The organism is Ruegeria sp. CDSA236 (genome assembly GCF_059611285.1).
This window is the reverse complement of sequence record NZ_JBXWPG010000002.1, coordinates 72,178-97,626: the sequence shown is the minus strand read 5'-3', so window position 1 is coordinate 97,626 and position 25,449 is coordinate 72,178. Positions and strand designations below refer to the sequence as shown.

Here is a 25,449-nt window from a genome sequence, read left to right as displayed (position 1 = left end):
TTAATATTTATCTTCAATAAATGAAAATATTTTTCAAGAAAATTGCGTAATGCAGCTTTTTCCCGGACACTTATCTCCAAAGCAGAGGAACAAGCCATGTCGAACCAAAACCCGGTTTTCATTCCCGGCCCGACCAACATACCTGATAGATTGCGCCTGGCCATGCAGGTCCAGACGCAGGATCATCGCGCGCCGGACTTTGTCCAGACATTTGCACCCGTACTGGAAGACACCAAGAAGGTCTTTGATACCGCTGCGGCACAGATCGTTACCTTTCCCGCCAGCGGCACAGGTGGATGGGAGGCTGCAATCACCAACACGCTCAGCCCAGGTGATAAGGTCCTGATTGCGCGCTATGGCGTTTTCAGCCACCGCTGGATTGATCTGTGCACACGTCACGGGCTTGACGTTCAGGTCATCGACTGCCCTTGGGGCAGCGGCGCTCCCGCTGACCAATTTCAGACTGTTCTGACTGGGGACAAAGCGCATGAAATTCGCGCCGTTCTGGTCACTCATAATGAGACGGCGACAGGGGTGCTTTCGGATATCGGGGCTGTAAGGCGGGCGATGGATGCCGCCAATCATCCGGCGCTTTTGATGGTGGACTGCGTCAGCTCTTTGGCCTCTGTACCGTTCGAGTTCGACCGCTGGGGCGTCGACATCGCGGTTTCGGGATCGCAGAAGGGATTCATGCTGGCCACTGGCATGGCCATCCTTTGCGTCAGCCAGAAAGCGCTGGACGCGATGGAAACCGCAGAGCTGCACCGGACCTTTTTCGATTTCCGGGATATGATGGCGGCCAATGCGACCGGAGGGTTTCCCTATACACCACCTCTGCAACTGATCTACGGGCTGCGTGAAAGCCTGAAGATGCTGTTTGAAGAAGGCTTACCGAATGTTTACGCCCGTCATCATCGGCTTGCCGAGGGCGTCCGGCGCGCCGTCGATGCTTGGGGGCTGGAACTGGTTGCTCAATCGCCAGACCTTTACTCGGACACGGTCAGCGCAATCTACGTGCCCGAAGGGTTCGACAGCAACATTCTGACCGACCATGCCTTTAACACCTACGGGATGTCCTTTGGTGTTGGCTTGGGCCAGTTGCACGGCAAGGCGTTCCGTATCGGGCATCTGGGCAGTCTGACAGATGCGATGGTCCTGTCCGGACTCTGTACGATCGAGATGGCAATGGCCGATCTAAGCTATCCGATCACGTTGGGCTCTGGCGTCGCCGCAGCCCAGGAACACTTTCGCGCCACACCCGGCAACCGAACCGAGGCCGCGGCGTAAGGAGAATGACAATGTTGGATCACCCCTCTGCCGCGGATCTGACGATCGAGGACATGCGTGTCGCGCATGATCGGATCAAACCGCATATCCGCCGAACTCCGGTCATGGTTTCGGACCACCTGAATGACCTGACCGGCGCGCAGCTGTTCTTCAAGTGCGAAAATTTCCAAGAAGCCGGGGCCTTTAAGGTGCGTGGGGCCTGCAACGCTGTATTCGGCCTTGCAGACCATTTGATGCCCAAGGGTGTCTGCACGCATTCCAGCGGCAACCACGCCTTGTCTTTGTCTTATGCGGCCGGCCGCCGCGGTATTCCGTGCAACGTGGTCATGCCGCGCACAGCCCCGCAGGCCAAGAAGGATGCAGTTCGCCGATATGGCGGTACAATCACCGAATGTGACCCTTCGACAAGCTCGCGCGAAGCAACATTTGCCGAGGTTCAGGCCCGAACCGGTGGCGAATTTGTTCACCCCTATAACGACCCGCGTGTGATTACCGGTCAGGCCACCTGCTCCGCCGAACTGCTGGAACAGACTGGTGGTATGGACGCCGTTATCGCGCCCATCGGCGGTGGCGGCATGATTTCAGGCACCTGTCTGACGGTTTCGAACCTTGCGCCCGAGACCGCAATTTATGCAGCGGAACCGGAACAGGCGGATGACGCTTACCGGTCCTTCAAGGCCGGTCATATCATCGCAGATGACGCCCCCAAGACAGTCGCGGATGGGCTGCTGGTGCCCCTGAAAGAAAACACCTGGCATTTCGTATCCAACCACGTGACCGATATTTTTACCGCCTCGGAAGAGGAAATCATCGAAGCGATGAAACTGACCTGGAAGCACCTGCGCGTGGTGATGGAGCCGTCTTCGGCGGTTCCTTTGGCAACCATTTTGAAGAACCCAGAGGTTTTCCGAGGCAAGCGCATTGGCGTCATCGTGACCGGTGGCAATGTAGACTTGGACAAACTGCCCTGGCTGAAAGGGTAAGGAGAAACAACATGAACAAGACCGTAAATTTTGAAGACCTCGAGGTCGGCTTCGACATCCCTGCCGCGATCGGCATGGACGAAAGCGAGATACAGACGCCTTGCCTGATCCTTGATCTGGACGCGCTAGAGAGCAACATCCGAAAGATGGGCGATTTCGCAAAGACCCATGGGATGCGCCATCGTGTTCATGGCAAGATGCACAAATCGGTCGATGTGGCCAAGCTGCAGGAACGGTTGGGCGGTTCGGTCGGCGTCTGCTGTCAGAAAGTGTCGGAAGCCGAGGTATTTGCCCGTGGCGGCATTACGGACATCCTTGTATCCAACCAGGTGCGCGACCCGGCCAAGATTGACCGACTGGCACGGCTGCCCAATTTCGGCGCGCGTATCATTGTCTGCGTGGACGATATCGACAATATCTCCGACCTGTCGGCTGCCGCTTCGCGTCACGGCACAGAACTGGAAGTGTTCATCGAGATCGACTGCGGCGCAGGGCGCTGTGGTGTAACCACGACACCGGCGGTCATCGAGATTGCCAAAGCTGTGCAAGCAGCGCCAAATCTGAAATTCACCGGCATTCAGGCCTATCAGGGTGCGATGCAACATCTCGACACCTATGAGGCCCGTAAAGAGAAGCTGGATGTTGCCATTGCCATGGTCAAAGACGCTGTCGCCGGGTTGAAAGCAGAAGGGATCGAGTGCGAACTGGTTTCGGGCGGCGGCACCGGTTCCTATTATTTCGAAAGTAACTCGGGCGTTTACAACGAATTGCAATGCGGCTCTTACGCCTTCATGGACGCGGATTATGGGCGGATTCTGGATCAGAACGGCCAGCGGATTGATCAGGGAGAATGGGAAAATGCGCTGTTCATCCTGACCAGCATCATGAGCCACGCCAAAGCAGACAAGGCCATCTGCGACGCCGGCCTCAAGGCGCAGTCGGTCGATAGCGGCCTGCCCTTTGTGTTCGGGCGTGATGATGTCGAATACCTCAAGTGCTCGGACGAGCATGGGGTTATCGGGGATCCAGACGGCGTACTGAAAGTCAATGACAAGCTGCGGTTGGTGCCGGGCCACTGTGACCCCACATGCAATGTCCATGATTGGTATGTGGGCGTACGGGGCGGCAAAGTCGAAGCCCTGTGGCCGGTCTCGGCCCGCGGGAAAGCCTTTTGAGATGAGGGATGTTATGAAAAGCGACGGCCTGCTGATTGTAGGCGAAGATCTGTGCGAGAAACTGGTAGGACGCCAGCAGGCCTTTGACGCTGTACAGGCTGTGTTCGGTGCGATGGCTAAAGGTGGCGCGTGGAACTTTCCCGTTATCCGCGAGGCTTTGGGCCATGCCGACGCTCTCTATGGGTTCAAATCGGGATTTGACCGCGACGGTCAGGTGCTGGGCCTCAAATCCGGTGGATACTGGCCGGGCAATGCGGCGAAGGGCCTGACCAACCACCAATCCACAGTGTTTCTGTTCGACCCCGATACCGGGCGATTGTCCGCGCTTGTCGGGGGCAATTACCTGACAGCGGTGCGCACAGCGGCCTCTTCGGCGGTTTCGATCGCGCATCTGGCGCGGCAAGACGCAAGAGTACTTGGTATGGTCGGGGCCGGACATCAGTCAACTTTCCAGCTGCGGGCGGCGGCGGAACAGCGCGACTTCGAAAAGGTCATTGCCTGGAACCCGCATCCCGACATGCTGCCCCGCCTTGCAGCTGTGGCCACTGAGGTTGGGTTGGAATTCGAGGCCGTCAGCCAACAGGAGCTGGGCGCACAGGCGGATGTGATCATCACCATCACCTCGGCTTTTGAGCCGCTCTTGATGAAAGACTGGATCAAGCCCGGCACGCATCTAGCTTGCATGGGCACCGACACCAAAGGCAAACAGGAGGTTGACGCGGATCTCGTCGCTGCGGCGACTGTTTTTACCGACGAGGTCGCCCAGTCCGTGACAATCGGCGAGGCCCAACATGCCATCAGCCTTGGCGCCTTGACCGAGGATGCAATCGCGCCCATCGGCGCCGTCATCAATGGCGACCACCCCGGTCGGACAAGCGACGATCAGATCACTCTGTTTGATGGAACCGGGGTCGGGTTGCAGGATCTTGCAGTCGCCTCAGTCGCTGCACGATTGGCTGAAGAGGCCGATCTAGCCCAGCGCGCGACCCTCTGAAACGAAAAAGCGCGCCTCAATCGGGCGCGCTTGCTTGACCTGTCTGTTGCTGGCTCAGCCCCGGATGACCTTGGAAAACTGATCAAAGATGGGCTCGTTGGAACAGATGACCTCGCCGTCCTCCAGCACGTTACCTTCCGGGTTCAAAGCCTGCACAAAGCCACCAGCCTCTTTCACGATGATGATCCCGGCGGCAACATCCCAGGCATTCAGACGGCGTTCCCAAAAGCCTTCATACCGGCCAGCAGCAACATAAGCCATGTCCAGCGCTGCTGCGCCCCACCGACGTACACCGGCGCAGACTGGCATCAGACGTGCCAGATCCTGCAGGGTCGCAGGCAAGTCAGACCGTCCGCCAAAAGGCAGCCCGGTCGAAAAGATCGACTCGATCATGCGGTGACGACCCGAAACGCGGATACGGGTGTCGTTCATCCATGCGCCTTCGCCATTTTCTGCAAAGAACATCTCGTCCTTGGCGGCGTCATAGATCACACCGGCAACAATTTTGCCTTTATGTTCCAACGCGATCGAGATCGCCCAGTGCGGCAGGCCGTGCAGAAAATTCGTGGTGCCATCCAGCGGATCCACAATCCAGCGGCGGGTGGGATCTTCGCCGGCAATCTCGCCGCCCTCTTCGGCCAGCCAGCCATAGGTCGGGCGCGCGCCAAGCAGTTCCTCTTTCAGGATCGCCTCGGCTGCAATGTCTGCCTTGGACACAAAATCCCCGGCGCCTTTCATCGACACCTGAAGGTTCTCGACTTCACGAAAATCCTTGACCAGTGAACGCCCCGCTTTGCGCGCGGCTTTGATCATGATGTTGAGGTTTGCACTGCCAACCATTGTCCAAAGGCTCCTGTCCGGTCAAACCGCGCGTATACTGGGGCAATGCGCCCTTGCCAAGAGGAATGATACGCATAGCAGACCCGCGTTTTGTGCCTATTGCTCCTGCAGCTTGCGCGCCTCGGTTTTGGCCAGCTTGATCAGCTCTTGCACAAAGGGTTTCTCAAGGTCCTCGGTGCGCACTGCAGCATAAAGGCGACGTGTTACGCCCGCCTTGGTCAGCGGGCGGGTAACATAGTCGGAATTATACTTCACCTCACGCACGACCCAGTCCGGCAGCACCGAAATCCCCCGGTTCGACGCGACCAGCAACAGGATCACTGCGGTCAGCTCAACCTGCCGGATCGCGGCCGGTTCGACCCGCGCAGGGATCAGCAACTGGCTGAACACATCCAGCCGTGTGCGTTCGACCGGATAGGTAATCAGGGTCTGGCCGCGAAAATCCTCGGCCTCAATGAACTCTTTCTGGGCAAGCGGGTGTGTTGAAGCCGCGACAAACACCGCGTCATAGTCAAAGAGTTCGATGAATTCGACACCGGGCAGATCTTCTGGGTCCGAGGAAACGACCAGATCGACCTCTTCTTTTTGCAAAGCCGGCAAGGCATCAAAGGCCAGGCCGGGGCGGATATCGACATCCACATCGCCCCAGGATTTACGAAAGGATTCCAGCACCGGGAACAGCCACTCAAAACAGGCGTGGCATTCAATGGCTATATGCATACGGCCCGTGCGCCCGTCGCGCAAAGAAGAGAACTCCTGCTGTGTTGCCTCGACCTGCGGCAGGATCTGCTCGGCCAGGCGTAACAGCCGCAAACCGGCCGCCGAAAGTTTCATCGGTTTGGACCGGCGCAAGAACAATTCGACCCCGGCTTGATCCTCTAGGCCTTTGATTTGATGGCTCAACGCGGATTGAGTGATGTTCAGTTGATCTGCGGCACGGGCAAGCCCGCCACATTCATGGATCGCCTTGATCGTACGCAGGTGGCGGAATTCGATATGCATTGCGCGGAACTCATGTTGTTCTTGAATAATATGAGTTTGTCTCACAATGCGTAAGCTGGCACAAGGGTCAGAGATTTCACCCGTGAGGCCGAGATGACAAGACCAGAAGTTTCATTTGAATTTTTCCCGCCACAGACACTTGAGGCTTCATTCCGCCTTTGGGATACGGTGCAAACACTGGCACCGCTTGAACCGCGCTTTGTTTCTGTCACCTATGGCGCGGGGGGCACCACGCGCGAGCTGACGCGCGATGCGGTGGCCACACTGCACAAGTCCTCCGGCCTGCCTGTTGCTGCACATCTGACTTGTGTGGATGCGTCACGTCAGGAAACACTGGAAATCGCAGATACCTTTGCTCGGGCGGGCGTGGAGAACATCGTCGCCTTGCGCGGCGATCCGCCCAAGGGTCAGGATCGGTTCGCGCCGCACCCGGAAGGGTTCGCGGACTCGGTCGAATTAATCGAAGCACTGGCAGAAACCGAGATGTTCAGCATCCGTGTTGGCGCCTATCCAGACAAACACCCCGAAGCACGGGATTTTTCCGCCGATATCGACTGGCTAAAGGCCAAGCTGGACGCTGGGGCCGACGAAGCCCTGACACAGTTCTTTTTTGAGGCCGAGACCTTTTTCCGTTTCCGCGATGCCTGTGAAAAGGCAAGGATCGACAAGCCCATCGTTCCGGGCATCCTGCCGATCGAAAACTGGAAAGGGGCGCGCAACTTTGCCCGCAGATGCGGGACACATATTCCGGATTGGATCGAGAATGCCTTTGAGAAGGCCATTCGTGACGACCGCGAAGACCTGCTGGCCACCGCGTTGTGCACAGAACTTTGTTCAGACCTGATCGAGGGCGGAGTAGACAAGCTCCACTTTTACACCCTGAACCGGCCGGAACTGACCCGGGATGTGTGCTTTGCCCTTGGGGTCACACCAAAGGCCGAGCTTCAGAACGTCGCTTGATATCCGCTTGTTTCAGACTGTGCACCCGGGCTAAAACCCCGGGTGTTTTTGTGGAACAAGTTGGGATTGCCCTGCCTAACAGGGGCCACTTGAACAATCCAACTGAAGCCTTAATCATTGTCGCGGTAAACCGTTCAATTCTGTTACAAATTTGACTTTAGCAACCGCCCATTCATTGTGGGGTCGTATAGTTTGTTTATGAGTGAATTTAGTATGGAACCTTTTGACAAGGTTAGTGCCCGCGCCAATGCATTCGGCACACTTGGTCTGGCTCAAAGCGCCAGTTCAGATGACATTCGAGAGGCCTGGCGCGACATCGCATTCGAAGCCCACCCCGATAAGAATGGCGGAGACGGTGCGGCCTTGGCCAACGCCAAGGCGGCCTATGATTTGCTGCGCAGCGAGGGGCTGGCCGGGAAAGGTCTGGCGGGCTCGGCGGCGGGGAAACCACGCCGCCCCCGGTTGCGCAAACGCGTTATTCAGCTGGAAACCCAAGATATTGATGCCTGTCGTGCAATGTTGAATACGGCGCTGCCCCACTTGCAGGACTCCCCGGACACCCCAGTGGACAGTCAAGATGCGGATCGCCTGCAAGATGCTGACCACATTCCGGACGCTGTCGGCTTGCATGGCCGCAACCTGACTTATTTCATTTCCGCACCTGTCTGCGAAGGTGCTAACCGCGTCGCATTGCCGACGAGTGTTCTTGCTGGCACCAAGCGCGTCAAGACAGAGATTCTGAGCTTTCAGTCCAAAGATGCGGGCACGGGCGAAGTTGTCGTACCCGTTGCGCTTGCGACCAAGAAATTTCCGGGCGCCCGCAGCGTCCGGATCAGATTCAACGCCGACCAGCAAACGCAGGATGAGTACTGGTTGACCGGATGACAAACAAAAGCCCGGCAAATCAATGCCGGGCTTTGCATCCGTTGCAGAAATCTCAGTTTGCGACCGGGCCTTCGGAGGTAAACTTCGGGATCACGCTGCTGGAGGCCCCGTCGGCCTCGATGCCCGGCCAGTTTCCTTCAGCCAGATTGATATTGCCGGGAATATCTTCTTCAAAAAACCCGACAACCACATCGGTAATGTTTAGATACAGCTTGTCATCAACAATCCGCCACAGGTTCGGGTTCGCAGGCACCTTGCCGCCGCGTGACACGCCATAGGCGCAGTGACCGTCATATTGCGGCGCATAATAAGCAGGGTTTTCCAAGAACTTGTCCCGGTTCTCTTCGGTCGAGAATGCCCAGGTAACGCCGTTGTATTCGGCCGCAATATCTGACCTTCCGCGGACGGCTTCGGGCTGTGATTGACCGACAGCAACCTGATCCAGACTGCGATAGGCAACCACGTCATATCCTGACACCGCATAGCCGGTGCCGTCCACATACTGATCACCTGCAAGGGCAGGCATGGCAAATGCCAAGGTCGCAGCTAAGGTCCAGACAAGTCGTTTCATAAGGGCGGTCCTTTTTTATTGGATGGGTGATCGGCCCGGAATACGGGGCTGTGCAGAGAATAGGTGATTCCTCGATCAAACGCAGTCCCGCTCGCGTCGCTGTGACATCGAATGAGAAAACGTGAAGTCTTTTGCACTGAATGTTACAAAATCTTCCCAACGGGCAGGGTTGGACTTTGCCCTTTGCAATATTAGCTGTTGCAGCGAACGGATAATTCACCCGAACTTTGCTGAGAAAGGCAAGAAATGAGCGAGCAATCGACCTATACGCCCCCGATGGTCTGGACATGGGACAGCCAAAACGGCGGACAATTCGCTAATATCAACCGCCCGATTGCGGGGGCAACTCATGACAAGGATTTGCCTGCTGGGCGCCATCCTCTGCAGCTCTATTCGCTTGCCACTCCGAACGGGGTAAAAGTAACCGTCATGCTGGAAGAGCTTCTGGCGCTAGGCCATGAAGAGGCCGAGTACAACGCCTGGCTGATCAACATCGGCGAGGGAGATCAGTTTAGTTCGGGCTTTGTCGAGGCCAACCCGAACTCGAAGATCCCTGCCCTTTGGGATCGGTCCGGTGAAAAACCAGTGCGCGTGTTCGAAAGTGCCTCGATTCTGTTTCACCTGGCTGAAAGGTTCAACGCATTTCTACCCGAATCCGGGCCAGAACGGACAGAGGTGATGAACTGGGTTTTCTGGCAAATGGGCAGTGCACCATATCTGGGTGGCGGGTTTGGCCATTTCTACGCCTATGCGCCCGAGAAATGGGAATATCCCATCAACCGCTTTGCCATGGAAACCAAGCGGCAGCTGGATGTTCTGGATCGGGAGTTGTCCGAGAAAACCTATATCGCAGGCGAGGATTACTCTATCGCCGATATCGCGATCTGGCCCTGGTACGGACAACTGGTTCTTGGGCGCCTGTACAGCGCAGCCGAGTTCCTGGACGTCGAATCCTACAAGAACGTCATGCGCTGGGCCAAGGAGATTGACGCCCGTCCCGCCGTGAAACGTGGTCGCATGGTCAATCGTGCCTTTGGCGAAAAGCATACACAGCTTCACGAACGCCACGAGGCCGGCGACTTTGAAACGCGTACACAGGACAAGCTGGAGCCAGCAGCCGAGTAAACAAACCGGGCTTCGCGCATCAATCTGCGAAGCCCCATTCTACCATTACTTGAGCAAAGGCGGTTTGTCCGGATCGCGCCCAGGAGCGATATGCGCATTCACACGCGCCTCAGGCTGCGGCAGATCGTACCGCAAACCCACCCGCGCCAAAGACGCTGCGGCCGTGTCACTTGATTTGAAAAAACCTACGTCCATTGCCCCAGCTTCGACCCCGGAAAAGGTAAGCGCTTCGGATGCGGCCTTGGCCAGAGCTGCCTCTGCCCCTTCGACGGCATCGACAAAACCCAGCAAATGCCCGAACCCACCTTCAGCCGTTTTGGTGCTGACCAGATAGGCGGCTTGCGCCAACCCAATGGCCGTAGCCAGCTTGGCGTCCAAAGCTGTCAGCAGTTCGTCGGGCAACCCCGATGGAGCCAGGAACTCGGACAGGTGCTGTTGCACCTCTTCGGGACCATGCTGCAAAGTTTCCACCAACCAGCCCAATGCCTCGGGCGGGATCAACATCGAGGACGGGGCAACCTCAAGGTTCAACCCCAGCCCGATCCCCTGCCCCGACAACATAGACGATAAAACCCGCCCCGACAGCGCAACATAGGGCACCGGGCGGTCTGCGAAGCGGGCCAGCCGGTCTTCGCGATCGAAAGCCAGCACAAAACGCCCATCTGCCACATCGAACAATTCGGGCGAAATATTCTCGTTCTTTGCCTCTTCCGTCAGCATCAGGAACAGCTCACTGTCAGCCAGCCGTTCAAAGAAACGCAGACGGGCCGCATCATCCTGCGGAGCAGCCTCAGCCGCGGCATGGGCGGCGTCCAGAGCCGAAATCTCAGTCATTCAGAACCTCTTGCACCCGTGCGCGCAAAACCGGCAACAGATCGGCTTCGAACCACGGGTTTTTCTTCATCCATGCCGTATTCCGCCAGGACGGATGAGGCAAGGCAAAGACCCGCGGCGCATAGTCCCGCCAGTTGCGGACGGTTTCGGTGACTGACCCACGTGACTTCAGGTGATATCTATGGGCGTGCCCCCCGACAAGAATGGTCAACGGCACAGGCCCAAGATCCGCCATGACCCGATCGTGCCAAGTCTGACCGCATACTGACGGAGGAGGCAAATCTGCCTTGCGCGCATCATAGCCAGGAAAGCAAAACGCCATTGGAACGATCGAGACACGCGAACGGTCATAAAACAGCTCCTCATCAACACCCAACCACGCCCGAAGCCGATCACCGGAAGGGTCGGTAAAAGGGCGACCCGACGCATGCACTCGTGCCCCCGGAGCCTGACCACAGACCAAAATGGGCGTGTCTTTGCGGAACCAGACAATGGGTCTTGGTTCATGCGCGGTTTCGGTTGCCGCAAATCGGTCGGCACAAATACGGCAGGCCTCTATTTCTTTTTCGAGTGGGTTCATGAGATCGCAATCAGTGCCGCATCAGATGGTTAGTGTTCTGAAAGCAAGATAGGTAACACACATCCAGACGCCAACAGATGCAAAAGTCACATTACCAAAAACGACCCCCGGAACGCATTGATCATTTGTTTCATAATTCGACATAATGTGGCCTATATGGCGCCGTAGAGGTACCGTTCTTTCGCCGGTCCGAACGGCGCAACAACAAGATAAACCCGCAGGCTTTGGATGCTTGAGTTTGAAAATGTCAGCAAGTCCTTTTGGACCGGGACGCGCCGAAAGGTGATTCTGGACAGAGTGTCTTTTCGCGTCGAACTTGGCACATCCATCGGTATTCTGGCCCCGAACGGTACCGGAAAAACCACCCTGATCAACATGATGGCCGGACTAGAGAAACCCGACGAAGGGGTCATTCGCAAATCCTGCCGCGTCTCTTTTCCGATGGGATTTACCGGCGGAGTTTCAAACAAGCTGTCGGCTCTGGAGAACTCGCGCTATATCGCCAAAATCTATGGTATGGACCCGGACTATGTCGAGGCATATTGCAGTTGGCTGTGTGGCCTGGGTGAATATTTCAATCAACCGCTGGCGACCTATTCATCCGGTATGCGGTCGCGGTTCACATTTGCGTTGATGCTGGCTCTGGATTTCGACATGTACCTCATCGACGAAGGGATGCCGGCCACAACAGATGTTGAATTCAACAAAAAGGCAGGCGACATTCTGCAGGAACGGCTGCGCACAACAACACTGGTCATCGTCTCTCACAACCCGGCCCTGCTTGAAAAATTCGCGCGTCAGGCGGCGGTATTAGTGGATGGTCAGCTTCACTTGTTCGAAACCTTGGAAGAGGCAAAGCAGTTATATGACTACCAAACCCAGGGCTGATAAATACAACTGGCGTCGCAAACGGCGGTCTGCGGGAAATGCCGAAACGCGCGAAGACGCGATCTCGCGCATTCGCCAGGCCACACAGGCGCCCGGCGCAGCAAATGAACCGCCAGTAGGGACCGAGATCGACGCTATCAAACGCGAAGGACTGACCGGCCGCCAACTGAGGGTGGCACGTCGTCTCGCCCAGAAAAACGGTCTTGCGGCGACTTCGGACTATGATGCAGTTCGGTTGTTGCGCAAAAAGGGAATTGATCCGTTTGAACGCTCCAGTCTGCTGAACCTTGCCTCGGAAAAGAAAACTTCGGACGAGCAGACGAATGATCGCATCACGATCCACCTGCCCCAGACCGTGAAAGATGCGCCAGAGAATCTGCCCGGACCCGAGATGAGCCCGGCCGAGCGGCGTGAACGTGAAATCGGACAGATTCAGAGGGACATCGCCCGCCGCCGCCGTCGCAAACTGTTCGCTCTGTTTGCGCGGCTTGCGGCCTTTGTCCTGCTACCTACCTTTGTCGTGGGTCTCTATTTCTATCGGATCGCGACCCCAATGTACGCCAGCAACTCTGCCTTTCTGATCCTTCAGGCGGACGGGGGCGCGGGCTCTATTGGAGGGCTTCTGGCAGGGACCCAATTTGCGACCACGCAGGATTCGGTTGCCACCCAGGAGTTTCTGGAATCGAAAGATGCGCTTGAACTTTTGGACACAGAGGCCGGTTTCGCTGATGTGTTCAAACAGGACTGGATCGACCCCATTCAGCGATTGTCCCCAGACGCCAGTCTCGAAGAGGCTTACAAGCTGTACAAACGCATGATCACGGTCGGATATGACCCGACCGATGGCCTGATCCGGATGGAGGTGGCGACACCTGACCCCCAGACTTCGGCCGCGTTTTCACGAGAACTGATTTCCTATGCCGAGCAACGGGTAAACGCGCTGACCGAAAAGAAACGCGAAGACCAGATGAAAGATGCCCGGGAAGGGTTTGTAAGCGCTCAGGAAGAACGCAAGAAAGCTCAGGAAGACCTGATCGAGCTTCAGCTGCAAGGCGCAATCCTTGACCCTGAAAGCGTCATTGCCGGGTTGCGGGGCCGCATAAACGAAATCGAGACGCTTATTCAGGACAAAGAACTGCAGCTTGCAGCCTTGTTGGACAATCGCCGCCCAAACAAAGCCAAGGTGGATGGCGCACAGGCCGATATCGCACGGCTTACGGTTGTGCTGGAGGAATTGAACGCCGAAATGCTGGATGTCTCTGCCGGCGAGAATTCGCTGGCCAGGCTGAGTGTTCGGATTCAGATGGCACAGGCCGATCTGGCCGCTCGGGATATGATCCTGCAATCAGCTATGCAGCATATGGAGACAACCAGGACCGAAGCCAATCGTCAGGTTCGGTATCTGACGGTTTCCGTGAATCCTGTTCCCAGTCAGGAACCCAGCTATCCGCGCAAGTTCGAAAATACGATTTTGGCTTTCCTGTTGTTTGCTGGTATCTACCTGATGATCTCGCTTACCGCGTCGGTCCTTCGTGAACAGGTATCCTCGTAAGACACATGAAACATGTAAAAATCTCCGATCTCACGGTCGGCAATGATCTTCCGCTGACGATCATCGCCGGTCCCTGCCAACTGGAATCTGCGGATCATGCCCAAATGATCGCAGGAAAAATGAAAGAGGCCTGCGACGCCGCCGGGGCGCAGTACGTCTTTAAAGCCTCGTACGACAAGGCGAACCGAACTTCGCTGTCGGGTGCGCGAGGTATGGGAATAGACACAGGGCTCAAGGTTCTGGATGACATCCGCAAAACCTTGGGCATTCCAGTGCTGACTGACGTACATACCGAAGCCCAGTGCGCGATTGCGGCCGAGGCTGTGGACGTGCTGCAAATCCCTGCCTTTCTATGCCGACAAACAGATATGCTGCTCGCAGCTGGCGAAACCGGCAAGGCGGTTAATGTCAAAAAAGGACAGTTTTTGGCCCCATGGGAGATGGGCAACATCGTGAGCAAGGTAGAAAGCACTGGGAACACAAACATCCTGCTGACAGAACGCGGAACTTCGTTTGGATATAATACGTTGGTCGCTGACATGCGCGGCCTGCCGCAGATGGCCAAAACGGGATACCCGGTCGTAATGGATGCCACACACTCGGTACAGCAGCCTGGCGGCAAAGGTGGTTCTACTGGTGGGCAGCGAGAATTCGCGCCCGTGATGGCCCGCGCTGCGGTTTCGCTTGGCATCGGTGCGGTTTTTATCGAAACCCATCAGGACCCTGATACTGCACCTTCCGACGGTCCTAATATGATCCCATTGGACCAGATGCCGCAGCTCATCGATACATTGATGCGTTTTGATGCGTTGGCCAAGGCCAACCCTATCCAGATCTGAACAAGAGTATTCCCATGACCAAACCCAACCCCGAGGTGACTCCGAACACCTGGAGCTTTCTGCGCGACGCAATGATCAAGCCAACCGGCTTTCGCGAATATGATGCCCGCTGGAAATATCCAGAAGAGATCAACCTGCCGGGCATGACCGCACTGGGGTTGGGTCTGGGCACACAGATGCGCAAGCGTGGGATTGAACCCGTGATTGCTGTAGCCAATGATTATCGTGATTATTCTCTGGCCATTAAAAATGCCCTGATCCTGGGCCTGATGCAGGCGGGAATTCAGGTAAAGGATATCGGCCCGGCGCTTAGCCCGATGGCCTATTTCGCTCAGTTCCATCTGGACGTTCCAGCGGTGGCCATGGTCACGGCCAGCCACAATCCAAATGGCTGGACCGGGGTCAAGATGGGGTTTGAACGTCCCCTGACCCATGGCCCGGACGAGATGTCGGAACTGCGAGACATTGTTCTGAATGGCGAAGGGCAGACCCACCCTGGCGGGTCCTACGAATTCGTTGATGGCGTGAAAGAGGCCTATATCGACGATCTGGTCGGCGATTTCAGAATATCCCGACCTCTCAAAGTGGTCTGTGCCACAGGGAACGGCACCGCATCCGCCTTTGCCCCGGAAATCTTTGAACGCATGGGGGTCGAAGTCGTGCCCAGCCATAACCAGCTGGACTATACCTTCCCGCATTACAACCCGAACCCAGAAGCGATGGAAATGCTGCACGACATGTCCGATACCGTGAAAGCCAGCGGTGCCGACATGGCGCTGGGGTTCGATGGTGACGGTGACCGCTGTGGCGTTGTGGATGACGAGGGGGAGGAGATTTTTGCTGATAAGGTCGGCGTGATCATGGCCCGCGGTCTGGCCAAGATTTACCCCAATGCCACCTTTGTCGCCGACGTGAAATCAACCGGCCTTTTTGCCAGCGACCCCGAGTTGAAGGCCCGCGGGGTCAAGGCAGATTATTGGAAAACCGGCCACAGCCACATGAAGCGGCGAGTCAAAGAGATCAACGCGCTGGCTGGGTTCGAAAAGTCGGGGCATTACTTTTTGGCCGAACCGATTGGCCGTGGCTATGATTGCGGCATGCGCGTCGCGGTTGAGATCTGTAAACTGATGGACCGCAACCCGGACCAAAGCATGTCCGACCTGCGAAAGGCACTACCGAAAACATGGTCGACACCGACCATGTCCCCCTATGCAGCGGATACCGAGAAATACGACATACTCGACCGTTTGGTCGCAAAGCTGGTCGCCAAATCCGAAGCCGGAGAGACGCTTGCAGGTCGCCCGATCAAGGAAGTGGTCACTGTCAACGGTGCCCGAGTCATTCTGGACAATGGCAGCTGGGGGTTGGTGCGCGCCTCGTCGAATACGCCCAATCTGGTGGTCGTCTGCGAAAGCAGCGAAAGCGAAGAAGAGATGCGTGCCATTTTTGCGGATATCGACGCGGTCATCCGAACCGAACCTGGTGTCGGGGATTACGACCAGACCATCTGAGCGTTGGTGTCGGGGCTCTGGCCCCGACACTTCAATTTCCGCCAAACAGCTTAAGCAGCCCTTTCTTGGCCTCGTCCTCAAGCTTGTTCTTCAGCGCGTCCTCGACGCTGTCACCGTCAGTCCCGGCCGTACCGGTATCGCCGCCTATCTTGTCGATGACTTTCTTTTTGACATCATCCTCAAGCTCTTTGACTTTTCCTCCGGCGGCCGCTTCGATCACCTTGGTCAGGTCCGGCTTGATCGACGGATTGCTCCATGGTCCAACTATACGCACCGGAACCGACAGGCCTTCTCCCGAATTCGCACGCAGAGCGACTGGCGTGAACAGATAGTCGATATTGCGCGCTCCGATCCCGACTTTTCCTTTGCCATCCGCGCGGAAATTGTCCAGCGACATCAACAGATCGTTGTTCTGCAAAACGCCCTTATCAATGGTGAAGCTAGCCGTCAGGCTGTTGAACACGGTGGTGCCACCCGAACCTTTGCCTCGTCCCATCAGACGATCAAGGTCAAAACCCGATATCAGCCCCTTTCCTACATCCAAGCGGCCCTTACCGCTGAGAGAACGCATGATCTGATTCTCGTTCTGGCCGACGCCCAGAAACTCGAATGATCCCGACCCAGTCCCGGACAGCCGCTCGACCCCGACCAAGGCTGTCAGAGCTTGTTTGAGGTCAATGCCCTTGGCCTTTATCTTGCCGCCAACGGACAACCCATTCCGATTATTGGCCACCACCTGCCCGTTCAGCGTTCCGGAAAACAAGGTTGCCGGGTTCATCTCCAATGCAGCCCGAGACCGGTCCAGCCGCATTGTCAGGTCGCTGGGGCCAAGCGTCAGCTCGGGCAACGCGATAGATTTGGCTGTCAGTCGAATTTCACCATTGGCCAAAGCCAGCGCGGAGGCGTCGATCGGTTCCCTTGACCACCCCTCCGAGGCAGCACCCGAGCCGGAACCGCCGGAACTGGACGAGTCCGTCTGACCACTTTGATTATAGCGAGAAAGATCAAGATCACTGGCATCCAGCCGAGCGGTGATCTGTGGCGGGTTGGAAATTACAATATCAACTTCGCCTGTAAAACGGTTACTGTCGAGTGAAGCCACCAGATCGCGCACAGATATGCGGCCATCTCTGGTATAAGTCATCTGCCCCGACACATTCGCAGCGCGGCCCAACCCGTGCGGCACTCCAACGCCCTCCTGACCAAACGCAGCCAGCATTTTTTCCGTGTCTTTGGTTTCCAACTGCAGCTTGCCGTCCATCTCTCCGGCAAGGTTGACGCGCCCGTCAAACCCGATGTCACCACCGGGGGCGGCAAGCGCCAGCTCAATCTCGGATGCCGCGCCCGAGGCATAGGCCGGCAGGTCGGGTATCTTGATATCCACGCGGGCCTCACCGCCCGGAACCGGCATTTGTGCATCCAGAACCATGGGGGCCGAGACTGCTGGCCAACTAGCAGACAAATCCACATCTGCGACATCAAATCGGGCCGATCCATTTTCAACAAAGATCAGACGCGCCTGAGTCAGTTTCAGATGCTCCAGTGTCACCGCACGCGATGCATCGGCCGGTTTTGATCCACCCGAGCCGCTGGCTGTCGGGGCGACGGCCGTGTCAAACTCCCAGTTTCCGCGCCCGTCTGACAGTTCAAGTCTGAGGGTCGGATTCTCGGCAATAATCCGTTTGATCAGCACATCGCCGGACAAAATGGCCAAGGTATCGACCCCAACCGCCAGGCTTTCGGCGCTCAGCATCGGCTCAGACCCCGCCCACGAGGCATTTCCGAAGGAAACCGCCCCGGTTTCCATGCCCAGCACAGGCCAGAAGGACAGCTTAACGCCCCCCGACAGTTTCAGATCACGCCCGGTTTGTGCCTTGACCTGCTCGGCCAGAATGGTCGCCAACTTGTCGCCCGGCATCAGCAGCAACGCGCCGATGACAAGACCGACCACAGCCACCAAAAGGAACAGGATGCGCATTAGCCATTTCATTTTCTGCTCTCCGACTTATTTGGCACGCTATAAAAAGATCATTCAAAGACGGCAGCGCATTTGCAAGGGGAAGCTTTCCCCACTATATGCCGCGCCATGACCACAAACCCGCCAAACCTCCGCCCCGACCTGGCACCTGCTGCCCGGATCACTGATACACCACGTCCGAACCAGCCGACCATCGGCATGGTATCGCTGGGTTGCCCCAAGGCTTTGGTCGACAGCGAGCGGATTCTGACGCGCCTGAGGGCCGAAGGATACGGCATCTCGCCGGACTATTCAGGCGCGGATGCCGTGATTGTGAATACCTGCGGATTTCTGGACAGCGCCAAGGCGGAGTCTCTGGATGCCATCGGCGAGGCTTTGGTAGAAAACGGCAAGGTTATCGTAACCGGATGCCTGGGGGCCGAACCCGATTACATCCGCGAGCATCACCCGCGTATCATGGCCGTCACCGGACCACATCAATACGAACAGGTGCTGGACGCGGTACACAAGGCCGTGCCGCCTGATCCCGACCCCTTCGTGGATCTGCTGCCTGCGGCCAACGTTCAACTGACGCCGCGCCACTACAGCTATCTCAAGATATCCGAGGGCTGTAACCACAAATGCAAGTTTTGCATCATCCCGGACATGCGCGGCAAACTGGCCAGCCGTCCGGCGCATGCTGTTCTGCGCGAGGCGGAAAAGCTGGTCGATAACGGTGTGCGCGAATTGCTCGTGATCTCTCAGGACACGTCGGCCTATGGGTTGGACCGGAAATATGACGTGAATCCCTGGAAAGACCGTGAGGTCCGCAGCCATATCACCGATCTGGCGCGTGAATTGGGTCAGTTGGATGCCTGGATTCGTCTGCACTATGTCTATCCCTACCCGCATGTACGTGAACTGATCCCGCTGATGGCGGATGCTGGCAGCAACGTGCTGCCTTATCTGGATATCCCTTTTCAACACGCACATCCGGATGTTTTGAAACGAATGGCCCGCCCAGCTGCAGCTGCCAGAACATTGGACGAGATCGCCGCCTGGCGCGCGACCTGTCCTGACATCACTCTGCGATCCACCTTTATCGTGGGCTATCCCGGCGAGACCGAGGCTGAGTTCCAGACCCTGCTGGACTGGATGGATGAGGCGCAGTTGGATCGCGTCGGTTGTTTTCAGTACGAAAACGTCGACGGAGCCCGCTCTAACGATCTTCCTGACCATGTGCCCGCCGAGGTCAAACAGGACCGCTGGGAGAGGTTCATGGAAAAGGCTCAGGCGATTTCCGAGGCCAAACTGGCCGCAAAGGTCGGCCAGACCCTGCAGGTCATCGTGGATGAGATCGATGATGAGGCCGCGACCTGCCGCACCACCGCAGATGCGCCCGAGATCGACGGCAACCTGTTCATCGACGAAGGGTATGAGGCCCTGAAACCGGGCGACATCGTCTCGGTCGAGGTAGACGAGGCCGGGGAATACGATCTATGGGGCAAGCTTCGCTAGCCTCACCAGACTGAATTGACCGACCAAAAGGCAGTCAAAAAAGGCTCAACAGCCCGATAACCCAGGCCAATCCGCCAGCCAAAGCAGTCAGTGCCACCGCAGCGCTGGCGGCGTCTTTGGCTTGCCCGGCCAATAAATTGTGTTCGGTCGAAGTATGATCCACCGCCCGTTCGATCGCCGTGTTGAACAGTTCGGCCACCAGAACCAACAGACCGATCACCAGTATCAGAGCCCGAACGCCATCGCTCAGGGGCAGCCACAGGGCCAGACCCGCAGAAACAAGATTGGTGCAGACCCAAGCGCGGAACGAGTATTCACTGTGCCAAGTGGCAGCCAATCCCTGCCAGCTCCAGCGGATGCGGTCCTTTAGATGGGTGACAAGTTTTCTCATGCGACCTCGGTAATTCAATAGGTCAAACAGAAACCCTAACACCGTATGACAGGCAATAAAAAAGCCACCCATAGGGCGGCTTTTTTGTTCGATTGTGCGGGCGGCTATGTCGGAATCCGCCCGCGAAAATCTTATTGAGCAGTCGGATTACATACGGTCTGACCTGCTTCGGTCGTCGCCAGATCTGTCCCTGCCGGGCAGCTCGGCGTGCCGTATTTGTCATAATCTGGGGTAATGTATACCGGTGTCGGCTCTTCCTGTTGTGAGCAAGCAGCCAGAACCAGGGCAAACGCACTAACGGCAGCAAATTTGAGTTTCATGTCCGTCATTCCTCTAATTAATTTCTGTTATTGCCCTGAACATGGGGCCGACTTCACAATACGGTGTGGTTGGTAATTTTGCAATAAAATCAACAGCGCGTTTGCGAAAGCAGGCAAAACCATGCCGGGGGGATTGCCCATGGAATGGGTGCCGCGTGGCAGCTACTGCTTTCGGCACATCTGTTCAGGCGATAGACTGGGGACAGTCAGCGAACGGAGAAATCAGATGCCAGAAGGTCCAGTCATTGCGCAAAAAGCGCCCTATCCAATCGAAGTAACCGAAGGAAAAAGCTATTTCTGGTGCTCGTGCGGCCGGTCCAATCGGCAGCCATTTTGTGATGGATCTCACAAAGGAACCAGCTTTGAACCGGTCAAGTTCACCGCTGATACCAGCAAGAAACTGTTCTTCTGCGGCTGTAAAAACTGCGCTAACCCACCGTTTTGCGACGGGACACATTCCAAGATCTGATCACTTCAGCCGGTTGAAAACATGGCTATTTACGCAGAACCCGGGCGCTGAACGGGGATCAGATTGCTGTACGGCCAGCCATATCGTGCATTTCTCGTGACAGTCCGAGGCCCGGCAACGCGTTACCATCTCGGCGTATTCATCCGGGCTCAACCGCCCGTCGGACATGGCTTCAGTCAACGAGATCTTAAGGCATCGGGCAACAGATCGAGTCAGCCAAAAGTGCTTTTCCACGTCGCCCAGTACAGCGTGTTTCATCCCAATTCCTGCATTTGTATTACTTTCAACGCGGCGAATTGATGTTTGTTCGGGCAGGTTTGTGGTGCTCCTGCAACATCTGGATGTCTTTCCATCCAATCCGGACAGGCAGCCGCCCAGCCACATCCCTGACACAGGCGGATCATTTCAGCCCAGTCTTCCTGACTTAGCCGACCTTTATTGTGGGCCCGCACAATATCCGTACCCGTAGTTTGCCCCATCCTCAACACAAGGCGCAAATGAGTCATGAGGTGTCCAAGGCGCGGCATTGCGGCCCCCCTAAGGGATCAACTTGCTTAACAAATCCTGGTTCCGGCAATATTCGGGGGTCTGCGCTGCCAGAACCGGTTGATTCAAAAAAGATTGGCAATGGCCCGGGTTCGGGCAATCGGTGCATCGCAGAACCGCATCGGTAATCTGATCCACCGATATATGTCCAGCGATTGCAGATTCCTGCAGATCCACCCCCAGCTTGCCAGCCATACGGTCAACAAGACCAGCATGATGCCTAAGCGTTTCGCGATCGGGCATTGGCATTCCTTTCCGTTTCGCTTTGTCCGATCAGACTAGCAATACGAAACAGCCCAAGCCTTGACGCAGGTCAAAGTCCCAATTCCAGTTCGTCCAGATAAGCCCGTGTTGCATCCTGCACCCGTCGGAATCGATCACCGCCCAGCTTTTTTCCGCCATACCATCGAGTGACAATGACGATATGACCGCTCAGTTCGGCCCTTTCCAGCATGCGCAGAATCACCATTCCGGCACCGCTTTCCCCGTCATCCGCCTTGAGCGCACCAGTGGGCAGGATTGCGGCCCAGGTATTGTGCGTGGCCTTGGCATAGCTTTTGTCAGATTTCAGATCCTGCAGGACAGCAGCCACCTCGTCACGGGAACTGACCAAAGCGCCGGACACGGCATATTTCGATCCGCGGTCCGTCAAGACAACCCCCAACCGTTTCAGTCCCGTCATTGTGTCAGCCCAAGCTGCCGCGAGGTTTCCAAAACAATTTCGACGCGCTGAGCATTCGGTGGATGGGTGCCTAGAAAACGATCGCCCGGGTCAGGAATTCGGGCAAAATAGCGGGCTCCTAACAAGGGATTATAACCTGCCCGGTGCGTGATGATCGTTCCCAACCGGTCCGCTTCCAGTTCAAAGTCCTTGACATATATCTGGGCACCCACCTGCGCGCCCAGCTTCTGCGCCTGTTCAAGATCTGCGTCATTTGCCCCCGCTATGCGTGCAAGCTCGCCAAAAATCGCGGCACTTTCTCGTGAGTTTTCGGACTGGCGGGGAATATGGCGCAGGATGTGATGAGCAGATTCATGCCCCATCACAAAGGCCAGTTCATCGGCGTTTTCCACCGATTGAATCATCGCGCGGGTGAAGATTATGACTGGTTGATTGTCGTCATCCAAGGTTTGAAAAGCATTTGCTGGTGCGCGAGGGTTCAGATCAACCACGATCGAAAAATCGCAGTTGCTGACATTACTGCGCCGCTTGCACTCTGCGCGCGCCACATCCCCGACCCTTTGACTGATTTCGCGAAAGGTCAGCACATCGACCTGAAAATCAGTTGAAGGTTGTTGCCATTCCTCTACCGGCTGAACGCGTAACGAACCGGTGTCACAGGCCGACAGAACCAGACCAAATATCATCAAGATCAGGCGACGCATACTATTTCCTTTGGTCCGGTCATGCCTTTTCGTCGAACATAGCCCGACACAAGGCGGTTCGCCACCGGACGATTTCCCAAGAACGGGTTGCATTGCAATGTTCCGCCCGGCAAGCTGGACACATGTTTTCGATTGAGCATGAATTCGACTCGACGGTCATAACCCTGGTGGACGAAGGCGAAAAGCCTTTGAACGAGGATGTGGTTATTAACAATTTTGCAGAATGCGTAACGCTGGAACAACTGGATCCGCGCACTGACCAGGTTCAGAAGATTACGCTTTCGCCCGAACAGGTTCGTGATCTGGCTGCGGCACTGGATCTGCCCGAAGGTGTTTACCAAATTCGCGAAACCCCCGATCAGGCCTGACACACAAAGACTTTCTCGCGCGATGTCTGGCCGCGCTTCAGGATCAGTGCGGACGGAGCAACCCCCAGCGCCACCGCCAGAAGCTCACGTGTGGCTTCATTTGCCCTGCCGTTTTCGGGCGGTGCAGTGATATATATTCTGATCGTTCCGTCCCGAACCAAAATCCTGTCTGCTGCGGCTTTCGGGGTAACCCTGACCGCAATCTCAGCATTCGGTGCAACACGGTCGCTCAGGTCTGGAAGATTTCTTAGTTTCGGTTTTCCCATTGGCACCTTCTGTTAACAAAGACCCTTGCACGGTTGGGCGGGGAATGAAATTGATCCAACTGGTCCAGCCGATTGCACTTGAAACTCGCCAGACGTTCAACCAGATACAGACAGCCTATGTAAAGGAAGTTAACATATGTCCTTGAAGAATCCGGCCGCTTTTGAGTTTCTGCAGACCCGTCGGTCGCGCCCAGCCAAAACGTTGATTGAACCAGCCCCCGACCGTGAGCAGCTGATGCCCCTGCTGACCGCAGCAGCCCGCAGCCCGGATCACGGAAAACTGGAACCCTGGCGGTTCATCGTGCTTGAAAAAGGCGCAATGGGGCGCCTGTCGGGGCTAACGCAGGAATGCGGTGAGGCGCTTGGCAAATCCCCTCAAGACATTGAAAAAGCGCGCGGACAGTTTGATTTAGGCCATCTCGCCGTCGCTGTGATCGAGGTTCAGAAGCCTTCGGAAAAGATTCCAGCCATCGAGCAGACCTATTCAGCTGGGGCTGTTTGCCTTGCTTTGCTGAACGCTGCTTTGACCGCAGGATGGGGCGCGAATTGGTTGTCTGGCTGGCAAACCCACGATCCGGAATTCTGTCGCAAGGCGTTTGAATTGCAGGATAACGAACGGGTTGCCGGTCTGATCCATATCGCGACCGAGGGCTCGACCCCGCCCGAACGCCCCCGCCCGGATGTTGATGCCCTGACCGAATGGGTCACAGAATGATCATCCTCAACGCCTTTTTTTCAGCGCTTGGTCAGATCGGAGACCCGAAATTCCGCGGGGTTCTGCTGCGAGGTATCGGCCTGACCATCCTGATGCTGATCGCAGCCTGCGCCGGTGCAATTTGGCTGATCAACCGGCTGTCAGGGGACGAGATATCGCTGCCATTCATTGGTGCAGTTCCCTGGCTGAATGACGTCCTCAGCTATTCCGGCATTTTCCTGGTGCTGATCCTGCCAATGTTTCTGATGATTCCCGTCGCCTCAGCCATCACGTCTGTGTTTTTGGACGATGTCGCGCAAGCTGTAGAGGACAGGCATTATCCGAGCCTGCCCGCGGTTCCACGCATCCCGATAGGCGATGCGATCACTGACGCGCTTGGTTTTATGGGTGTGCTGATTGTGGCCAACCTTCTGGCGCTGATCCTTTATGCGATCTTCACGCCACTGGCCCCGTTTATCTTTTGGGCGATGAACGGATTTCTGCTGGGGCGTGAGTATTTTACGCTGGCAGCCATGCGCCGTATCGGGCGTGAGGGCGCGCGAAAACTGCGGGCACAACATTCGTCAACAATTTGGCTTGCGGGCACGTTGATGGCCATCCCACTGTCTATTCCGCTGGTGAATCTTGTGATCCCGATTATCGGAGCTGCTACATTCACGCATATCTTTCATAAGCTGTCAGGGCCAACGCCCTGACGCCTAGTTTCGCGGTTCCATTTGATTTAGCCAATCGAAATCCCGTACCGAAATCACGCCCGAAATAATAATCCCTGCAATGATAGCCCAGAGCACGACCGACACCCCGGTGGTGATCCATAGCTTTTTCTTCATGTGATGCACTTCCGGGGCCCCTGAATGGGTGCCGGGAACGACCTCGCCCAAATCACCCTGGGTCTTGATGCGGATCGGCAGAATCACCAAAAGCGTCATGAACCAGATGACGGCAAACAGAACCAGTCCTGCAGTGATCGTCATGTGTACACCTCCGGTGTTTATACTTGTTCCAACTCGACCAGACAGCCGTTGAAATCTTTGGGATGCAGGAAAAGAACCGGTTTCCCGTGCGCCCCGATCTTGGGTTCACCGCTACCCAGCACCCGGGCGCCGGTTTCTTTCAGATGATCCCGCGCGGCAATGATGTCCTCGACCTCATAGCAAACGTGATGGATTCCACCGGCGGGGTTCTTCTCTAGAAAACCGTTGATTGGGCTGTCATCGCCCATCGGATACAGTAATTCGATCTTGGTGTTGGGCAATTCGATGAACACAACGGTCACGCCATGATCGGGCTCATCCTGCGGCGCGCCAACCTTGGCACCTAAAGCGCTGCGGTACTGTTCAGACGCCGCCACAAGATCAGGGACGGCAATGGCAACGTGGTTTAAGCGGCCAATCATGGAACTCTCCTACCTTCTGCGTTGCAGCGGTTATGGGGACAGATCAGGCAAAGGACAAGTGCGCCAAATTGCCGTTAACCCCGTGTTAGCC

32 protein-coding genes are annotated in these 25,449 nt (G+C 56.4%); 16 read left to right on the top strand and 16 right to left on the bottom strand.

Going from position 1 to position 25,449, the window contains the following annotated elements:
• The first annotated feature begins 96 nt into the window (after positions 1-96).
• The 4 genes from bhcA to bhcD are packed head-to-tail and all read left to right on the top strand — an operon-like array spanning position 97 to position 4,439.
• Positions 97-1,287, top strand: a complete 1,191-nt coding sequence (gene bhcA / locus AC2FLB_RS04480; RefSeq protein ID WP_281994957.1) for an L-aspartate--glyoxylate aminotransferase BhcA — start codon at positions 97-99, stop codon at positions 1,285-1,287.
• 11 nt (positions 1,288-1,298) lie between these two features.
• Complete coding sequence (bhcB, locus tag AC2FLB_RS04475) at positions 1,299-2,270, top strand: beta-hydroxyaspartate dehydratase BhcB (RefSeq protein ID WP_496694737.1); 972 nt, start codon at positions 1,299-1,301, stop codon at positions 2,268-2,270.
• Between the two features lie 11 nt (positions 2,271-2,281).
• Complete coding sequence (bhcC, locus tag AC2FLB_RS04470; RefSeq protein WP_496708717.1) at positions 2,282-3,445, top strand: 3-hydroxy-D-aspartate aldolase BhcC; 1,164 nt, start codon at positions 2,282-2,284, stop codon at positions 3,443-3,445.
• Positions 3,446-3,458: 13 nt separating this feature from the next.
• Entirely contained in the window at positions 3,459-4,439 is a 981-nt protein-coding gene (bhcD, locus tag AC2FLB_RS04465; RefSeq protein ID WP_496690987.1) for an iminosuccinate reductase BhcD, read from the top strand.
• Positions 4,440-4,493: 54 nt separating this feature from the next.
• Here bhcD and AC2FLB_RS04460 read toward each other — a convergent pair whose 3' ends face one another.
• Positions 4,494-5,279 (bottom strand): inositol monophosphatase family protein, encoded by a 786-nt coding sequence (locus AC2FLB_RS04460; RefSeq protein WP_142636646.1) that lies wholly within the window; start codon positions 5,277-5,279, stop codon positions 4,494-4,496.
• Positions 5,280-5,375: 96 nt separating this feature from the next.
• Complete coding sequence (locus AC2FLB_RS04455; RefSeq protein ID WP_496701538.1) at positions 5,376-6,281, bottom strand: LysR family transcriptional regulator; 906 nt, start codon at positions 6,279-6,281, stop codon at positions 5,376-5,378.
• A 93-nt stretch (positions 6,282-6,374) separates the two neighbouring features.
• Here AC2FLB_RS04455 and metF point away from each other — a divergent pair, with 93 nt between their 5' ends.
• Positions 6,375-7,241, top strand: a complete 867-nt coding sequence (gene metF, locus AC2FLB_RS04450) for a methylenetetrahydrofolate reductase [NAD(P)H] (RefSeq protein WP_496701536.1) — start codon at positions 6,375-6,377, stop codon at positions 7,239-7,241.
• A gap of 213 nt (positions 7,242-7,454) precedes the next feature.
• On the top strand, positions 7,455-8,126 hold the full coding sequence (locus AC2FLB_RS04445) for a J domain-containing protein (RefSeq protein ID WP_496708716.1): 672 nt from the start codon (positions 7,455-7,457) through the stop codon (positions 8,124-8,126).
• A 52-nt stretch (positions 8,127-8,178) separates the two neighbouring features.
• On the opposite strand, the gene AC2FLB_RS04440 is transcribed toward AC2FLB_RS04445, so the two are convergent.
• Complete coding sequence (locus AC2FLB_RS04440) at positions 8,179-8,697, bottom strand: YHS domain-containing (seleno)protein (RefSeq protein WP_496708715.1); 519 nt, start codon at positions 8,695-8,697, stop codon at positions 8,179-8,181.
• A 246-nt stretch (positions 8,698-8,943) separates the two neighbouring features.
• Here AC2FLB_RS04440 and yghU point away from each other — a divergent pair, with 246 nt between their 5' ends.
• Complete coding sequence (yghU, locus tag AC2FLB_RS04435) at positions 8,944-9,822, top strand: glutathione-dependent disulfide-bond oxidoreductase (RefSeq protein WP_271949300.1); 879 nt, start codon at positions 8,944-8,946, stop codon at positions 9,820-9,822.
• Positions 9,823-9,867: 45 nt separating this feature from the next.
• Here the strand turns inward: yghU and AC2FLB_RS04430 are convergent, their stop codons facing one another.
• Positions 9,868-10,656: an SseB family protein gene (locus AC2FLB_RS04430; RefSeq protein ID WP_281972684.1), complete on the bottom strand. Its 789-nt coding sequence runs from the start codon at positions 10,654-10,656 to the stop codon at positions 9,868-9,870.
• On the bottom strand, positions 10,649-11,236 hold the full coding sequence (locus tag AC2FLB_RS04425) for a uracil-DNA glycosylase family protein (protein WP_496690991.1): 588 nt from the start codon (positions 11,234-11,236) through the stop codon (positions 10,649-10,651). Before AC2FLB_RS04425 ends, AC2FLB_RS04430 begins: the two co-directional genes overlap by 8 nt.
• A 228-nt stretch (positions 11,237-11,464) precedes the next feature.
• Here AC2FLB_RS04425 and AC2FLB_RS04420 point away from each other — a divergent pair, with 228 nt between their 5' ends.
• From AC2FLB_RS04420 to AC2FLB_RS04405, 4 genes are read left to right on the top strand one after another with little or no spacing between them, the layout of a single operon-like run.
• A complete protein-coding gene (locus tag AC2FLB_RS04420; protein ID WP_142636630.1) occupies positions 11,465-12,124 on the top strand; it encodes an ABC transporter ATP-binding protein in 660 nt (219 codons plus the stop codon).
• On the top strand, positions 12,102-13,676 hold the full coding sequence (locus AC2FLB_RS04415) for a KpsE/RkpR family capsule polysaccharide export protein (RefSeq protein ID WP_496690992.1): 1,575 nt from the start codon (positions 12,102-12,104) through the stop codon (positions 13,674-13,676). Before AC2FLB_RS04420 ends, AC2FLB_RS04415 begins: the two co-directional genes overlap by 23 nt.
• Before the next feature lie 5 nt (positions 13,677-13,681).
• A complete protein-coding gene (gene kdsA, locus AC2FLB_RS04410) occupies positions 13,682-14,515 on the top strand; it encodes a 3-deoxy-8-phosphooctulonate synthase (RefSeq protein ID WP_496708714.1) in 834 nt (277 codons plus the stop codon).
• A 14-nt stretch (positions 14,516-14,529) separates the two neighbouring features.
• On the top strand, positions 14,530-16,026 hold the full coding sequence (locus AC2FLB_RS04405; RefSeq protein ID WP_496708713.1) for a phosphomannomutase/phosphoglucomutase: 1,497 nt from the start codon (positions 14,530-14,532) through the stop codon (positions 16,024-16,026).
• A gap of 31 nt (positions 16,027-16,057) precedes the next feature.
• Here the strand turns inward: AC2FLB_RS04405 and AC2FLB_RS04400 are convergent, their stop codons facing one another.
• Positions 16,058-18,016 (bottom strand): AsmA family protein, encoded by a 1,959-nt coding sequence (locus tag AC2FLB_RS04400; protein ID WP_496708712.1) that lies wholly within the window; start codon positions 18,014-18,016, stop codon positions 16,058-16,060.
• Between the two features lie 96 nt (positions 18,017-18,112).
• On the opposite strand from AC2FLB_RS04400, the gene rimO reads away from it, so the two are divergent.
• Positions 18,113-19,501 (top strand): 30S ribosomal protein S12 methylthiotransferase RimO, encoded by a 1,389-nt coding sequence (gene rimO, locus AC2FLB_RS04395; protein WP_281994964.1) that lies wholly within the window; start codon positions 18,113-18,115, stop codon positions 19,499-19,501.
• Between the two features lie 34 nt (positions 19,502-19,535).
• Here rimO and AC2FLB_RS04390 read toward each other — a convergent pair whose 3' ends face one another.
• Both AC2FLB_RS04390 and AC2FLB_RS04385 read right to left on the bottom strand, forming a co-directional pair.
• Complete coding sequence (locus AC2FLB_RS04390) at positions 19,536-19,892, bottom strand: diacylglycerol kinase (RefSeq protein ID WP_496690995.1); 357 nt, start codon at positions 19,890-19,892, stop codon at positions 19,536-19,538.
• A 131-nt stretch (positions 19,893-20,023) separates the two neighbouring features.
• Complete coding sequence (locus AC2FLB_RS04385; protein ID WP_142636616.1) at positions 20,024-20,212, bottom strand: hypothetical protein; 189 nt, start codon at positions 20,210-20,212, stop codon at positions 20,024-20,026.
• Between the two features lie 226 nt (positions 20,213-20,438).
• Here AC2FLB_RS04385 and AC2FLB_RS04380 point away from each other — a divergent pair, with 226 nt between their 5' ends.
• Positions 20,439-20,681, top strand: coding sequence for a CDGSH iron-sulfur domain-containing protein (locus AC2FLB_RS04380; RefSeq protein WP_496701530.1), 243 nt, complete (start codon positions 20,439-20,441; stop codon positions 20,679-20,681).
• Here AC2FLB_RS04380 and AC2FLB_RS04375 read toward each other — a convergent pair whose 3' ends face one another.
• From AC2FLB_RS04375 to AC2FLB_RS04355, 5 genes are all read right to left on the bottom strand, one after another.
• A complete protein-coding gene (locus AC2FLB_RS04375) occupies positions 20,682-20,939 on the bottom strand; it encodes a DUF6455 family protein (protein ID WP_496689582.1) in 258 nt (85 codons plus the stop codon). It abuts the gene before it with no gap.
• A complete protein-coding gene (locus AC2FLB_RS04370) occupies positions 20,936-21,208 on the bottom strand; it encodes a DUF6455 family protein (protein WP_496701528.1) in 273 nt (90 codons plus the stop codon). The genes AC2FLB_RS04375 and AC2FLB_RS04370 overlap by 4 nt, the downstream gene beginning before the upstream one ends.
• A 10-nt stretch (positions 21,209-21,218) precedes the next feature.
• Complete coding sequence (locus AC2FLB_RS04365) at positions 21,219-21,470, bottom strand: DUF6455 family protein (protein ID WP_496690996.1); 252 nt, start codon at positions 21,468-21,470, stop codon at positions 21,219-21,221.
• A gap of 70 nt (positions 21,471-21,540) precedes the next feature.
• Positions 21,541-21,909: a YigZ family protein gene (locus tag AC2FLB_RS04360; protein ID WP_142636608.1), complete on the bottom strand. Its 369-nt coding sequence runs from the start codon at positions 21,907-21,909 to the stop codon at positions 21,541-21,543.
• The gene (locus AC2FLB_RS04355) at positions 21,906-22,613 is read right to left on the bottom strand and encodes a M48 family metallopeptidase (RefSeq protein WP_271949271.1); all 708 of its coding nucleotides are present in this window, start codon (positions 22,611-22,613) and stop codon (positions 21,906-21,908) included. Before AC2FLB_RS04355 ends, AC2FLB_RS04360 begins: the two co-directional genes overlap by 4 nt.
• A 122-nt stretch (positions 22,614-22,735) precedes the next feature.
• Between AC2FLB_RS04355 and AC2FLB_RS04350 the strand changes: the two genes are divergently transcribed.
• Positions 22,736-22,981, top strand: coding sequence for a DUF8831 family protein (locus AC2FLB_RS04350; RefSeq protein WP_271949269.1), 246 nt, complete (start codon positions 22,736-22,738; stop codon positions 22,979-22,981).
• Here the strand turns inward: AC2FLB_RS04350 and AC2FLB_RS04345 are convergent.
• The gene (locus tag AC2FLB_RS04345; protein ID WP_281994966.1) at positions 22,972-23,247 is read right to left on the bottom strand and encodes a DUF167 domain-containing protein; all 276 of its coding nucleotides are present in this window, start codon (positions 23,245-23,247) and stop codon (positions 22,972-22,974) included. The genes AC2FLB_RS04350 and AC2FLB_RS04345 overlap by 10 nt on opposite strands.
• 136 nt (positions 23,248-23,383) lie before the next feature.
• Between AC2FLB_RS04345 and AC2FLB_RS04340 the strand changes: the two genes are divergently transcribed.
• Together AC2FLB_RS04340 and AC2FLB_RS04335 are read left to right on the top strand one after the other, a co-directional pair.
• Positions 23,384-23,962 (top strand): nitroreductase family protein, encoded by a 579-nt coding sequence (locus AC2FLB_RS04340; protein WP_281972678.1) that lies wholly within the window; start codon positions 23,384-23,386, stop codon positions 23,960-23,962.
• On the top strand, positions 23,959-24,657 hold the full coding sequence (locus AC2FLB_RS04335) for an EI24 domain-containing protein (protein ID WP_496708711.1): 699 nt from the start codon (positions 23,959-23,961) through the stop codon (positions 24,655-24,657). Before AC2FLB_RS04340 ends, AC2FLB_RS04335 begins: the two co-directional genes overlap by 4 nt.
• 3 nt (positions 24,658-24,660) lie before the next feature.
• On the opposite strand, the gene AC2FLB_RS04330 is transcribed toward AC2FLB_RS04335, so the two are convergent.
• Entirely contained in the window at positions 24,661-24,936 is a 276-nt protein-coding gene (locus AC2FLB_RS04330; RefSeq protein WP_142636598.1) for a DUF1467 family protein, read from the bottom strand.
• Between the two features lie 17 nt (positions 24,937-24,953).
• A complete protein-coding gene (gene mce, locus AC2FLB_RS04325; RefSeq protein ID WP_496708710.1) occupies positions 24,954-25,358 on the bottom strand; it encodes a methylmalonyl-CoA epimerase in 405 nt (134 codons plus the stop codon).
• Between the last annotated feature and the right edge of the window lie 91 nt (positions 25,359-25,449).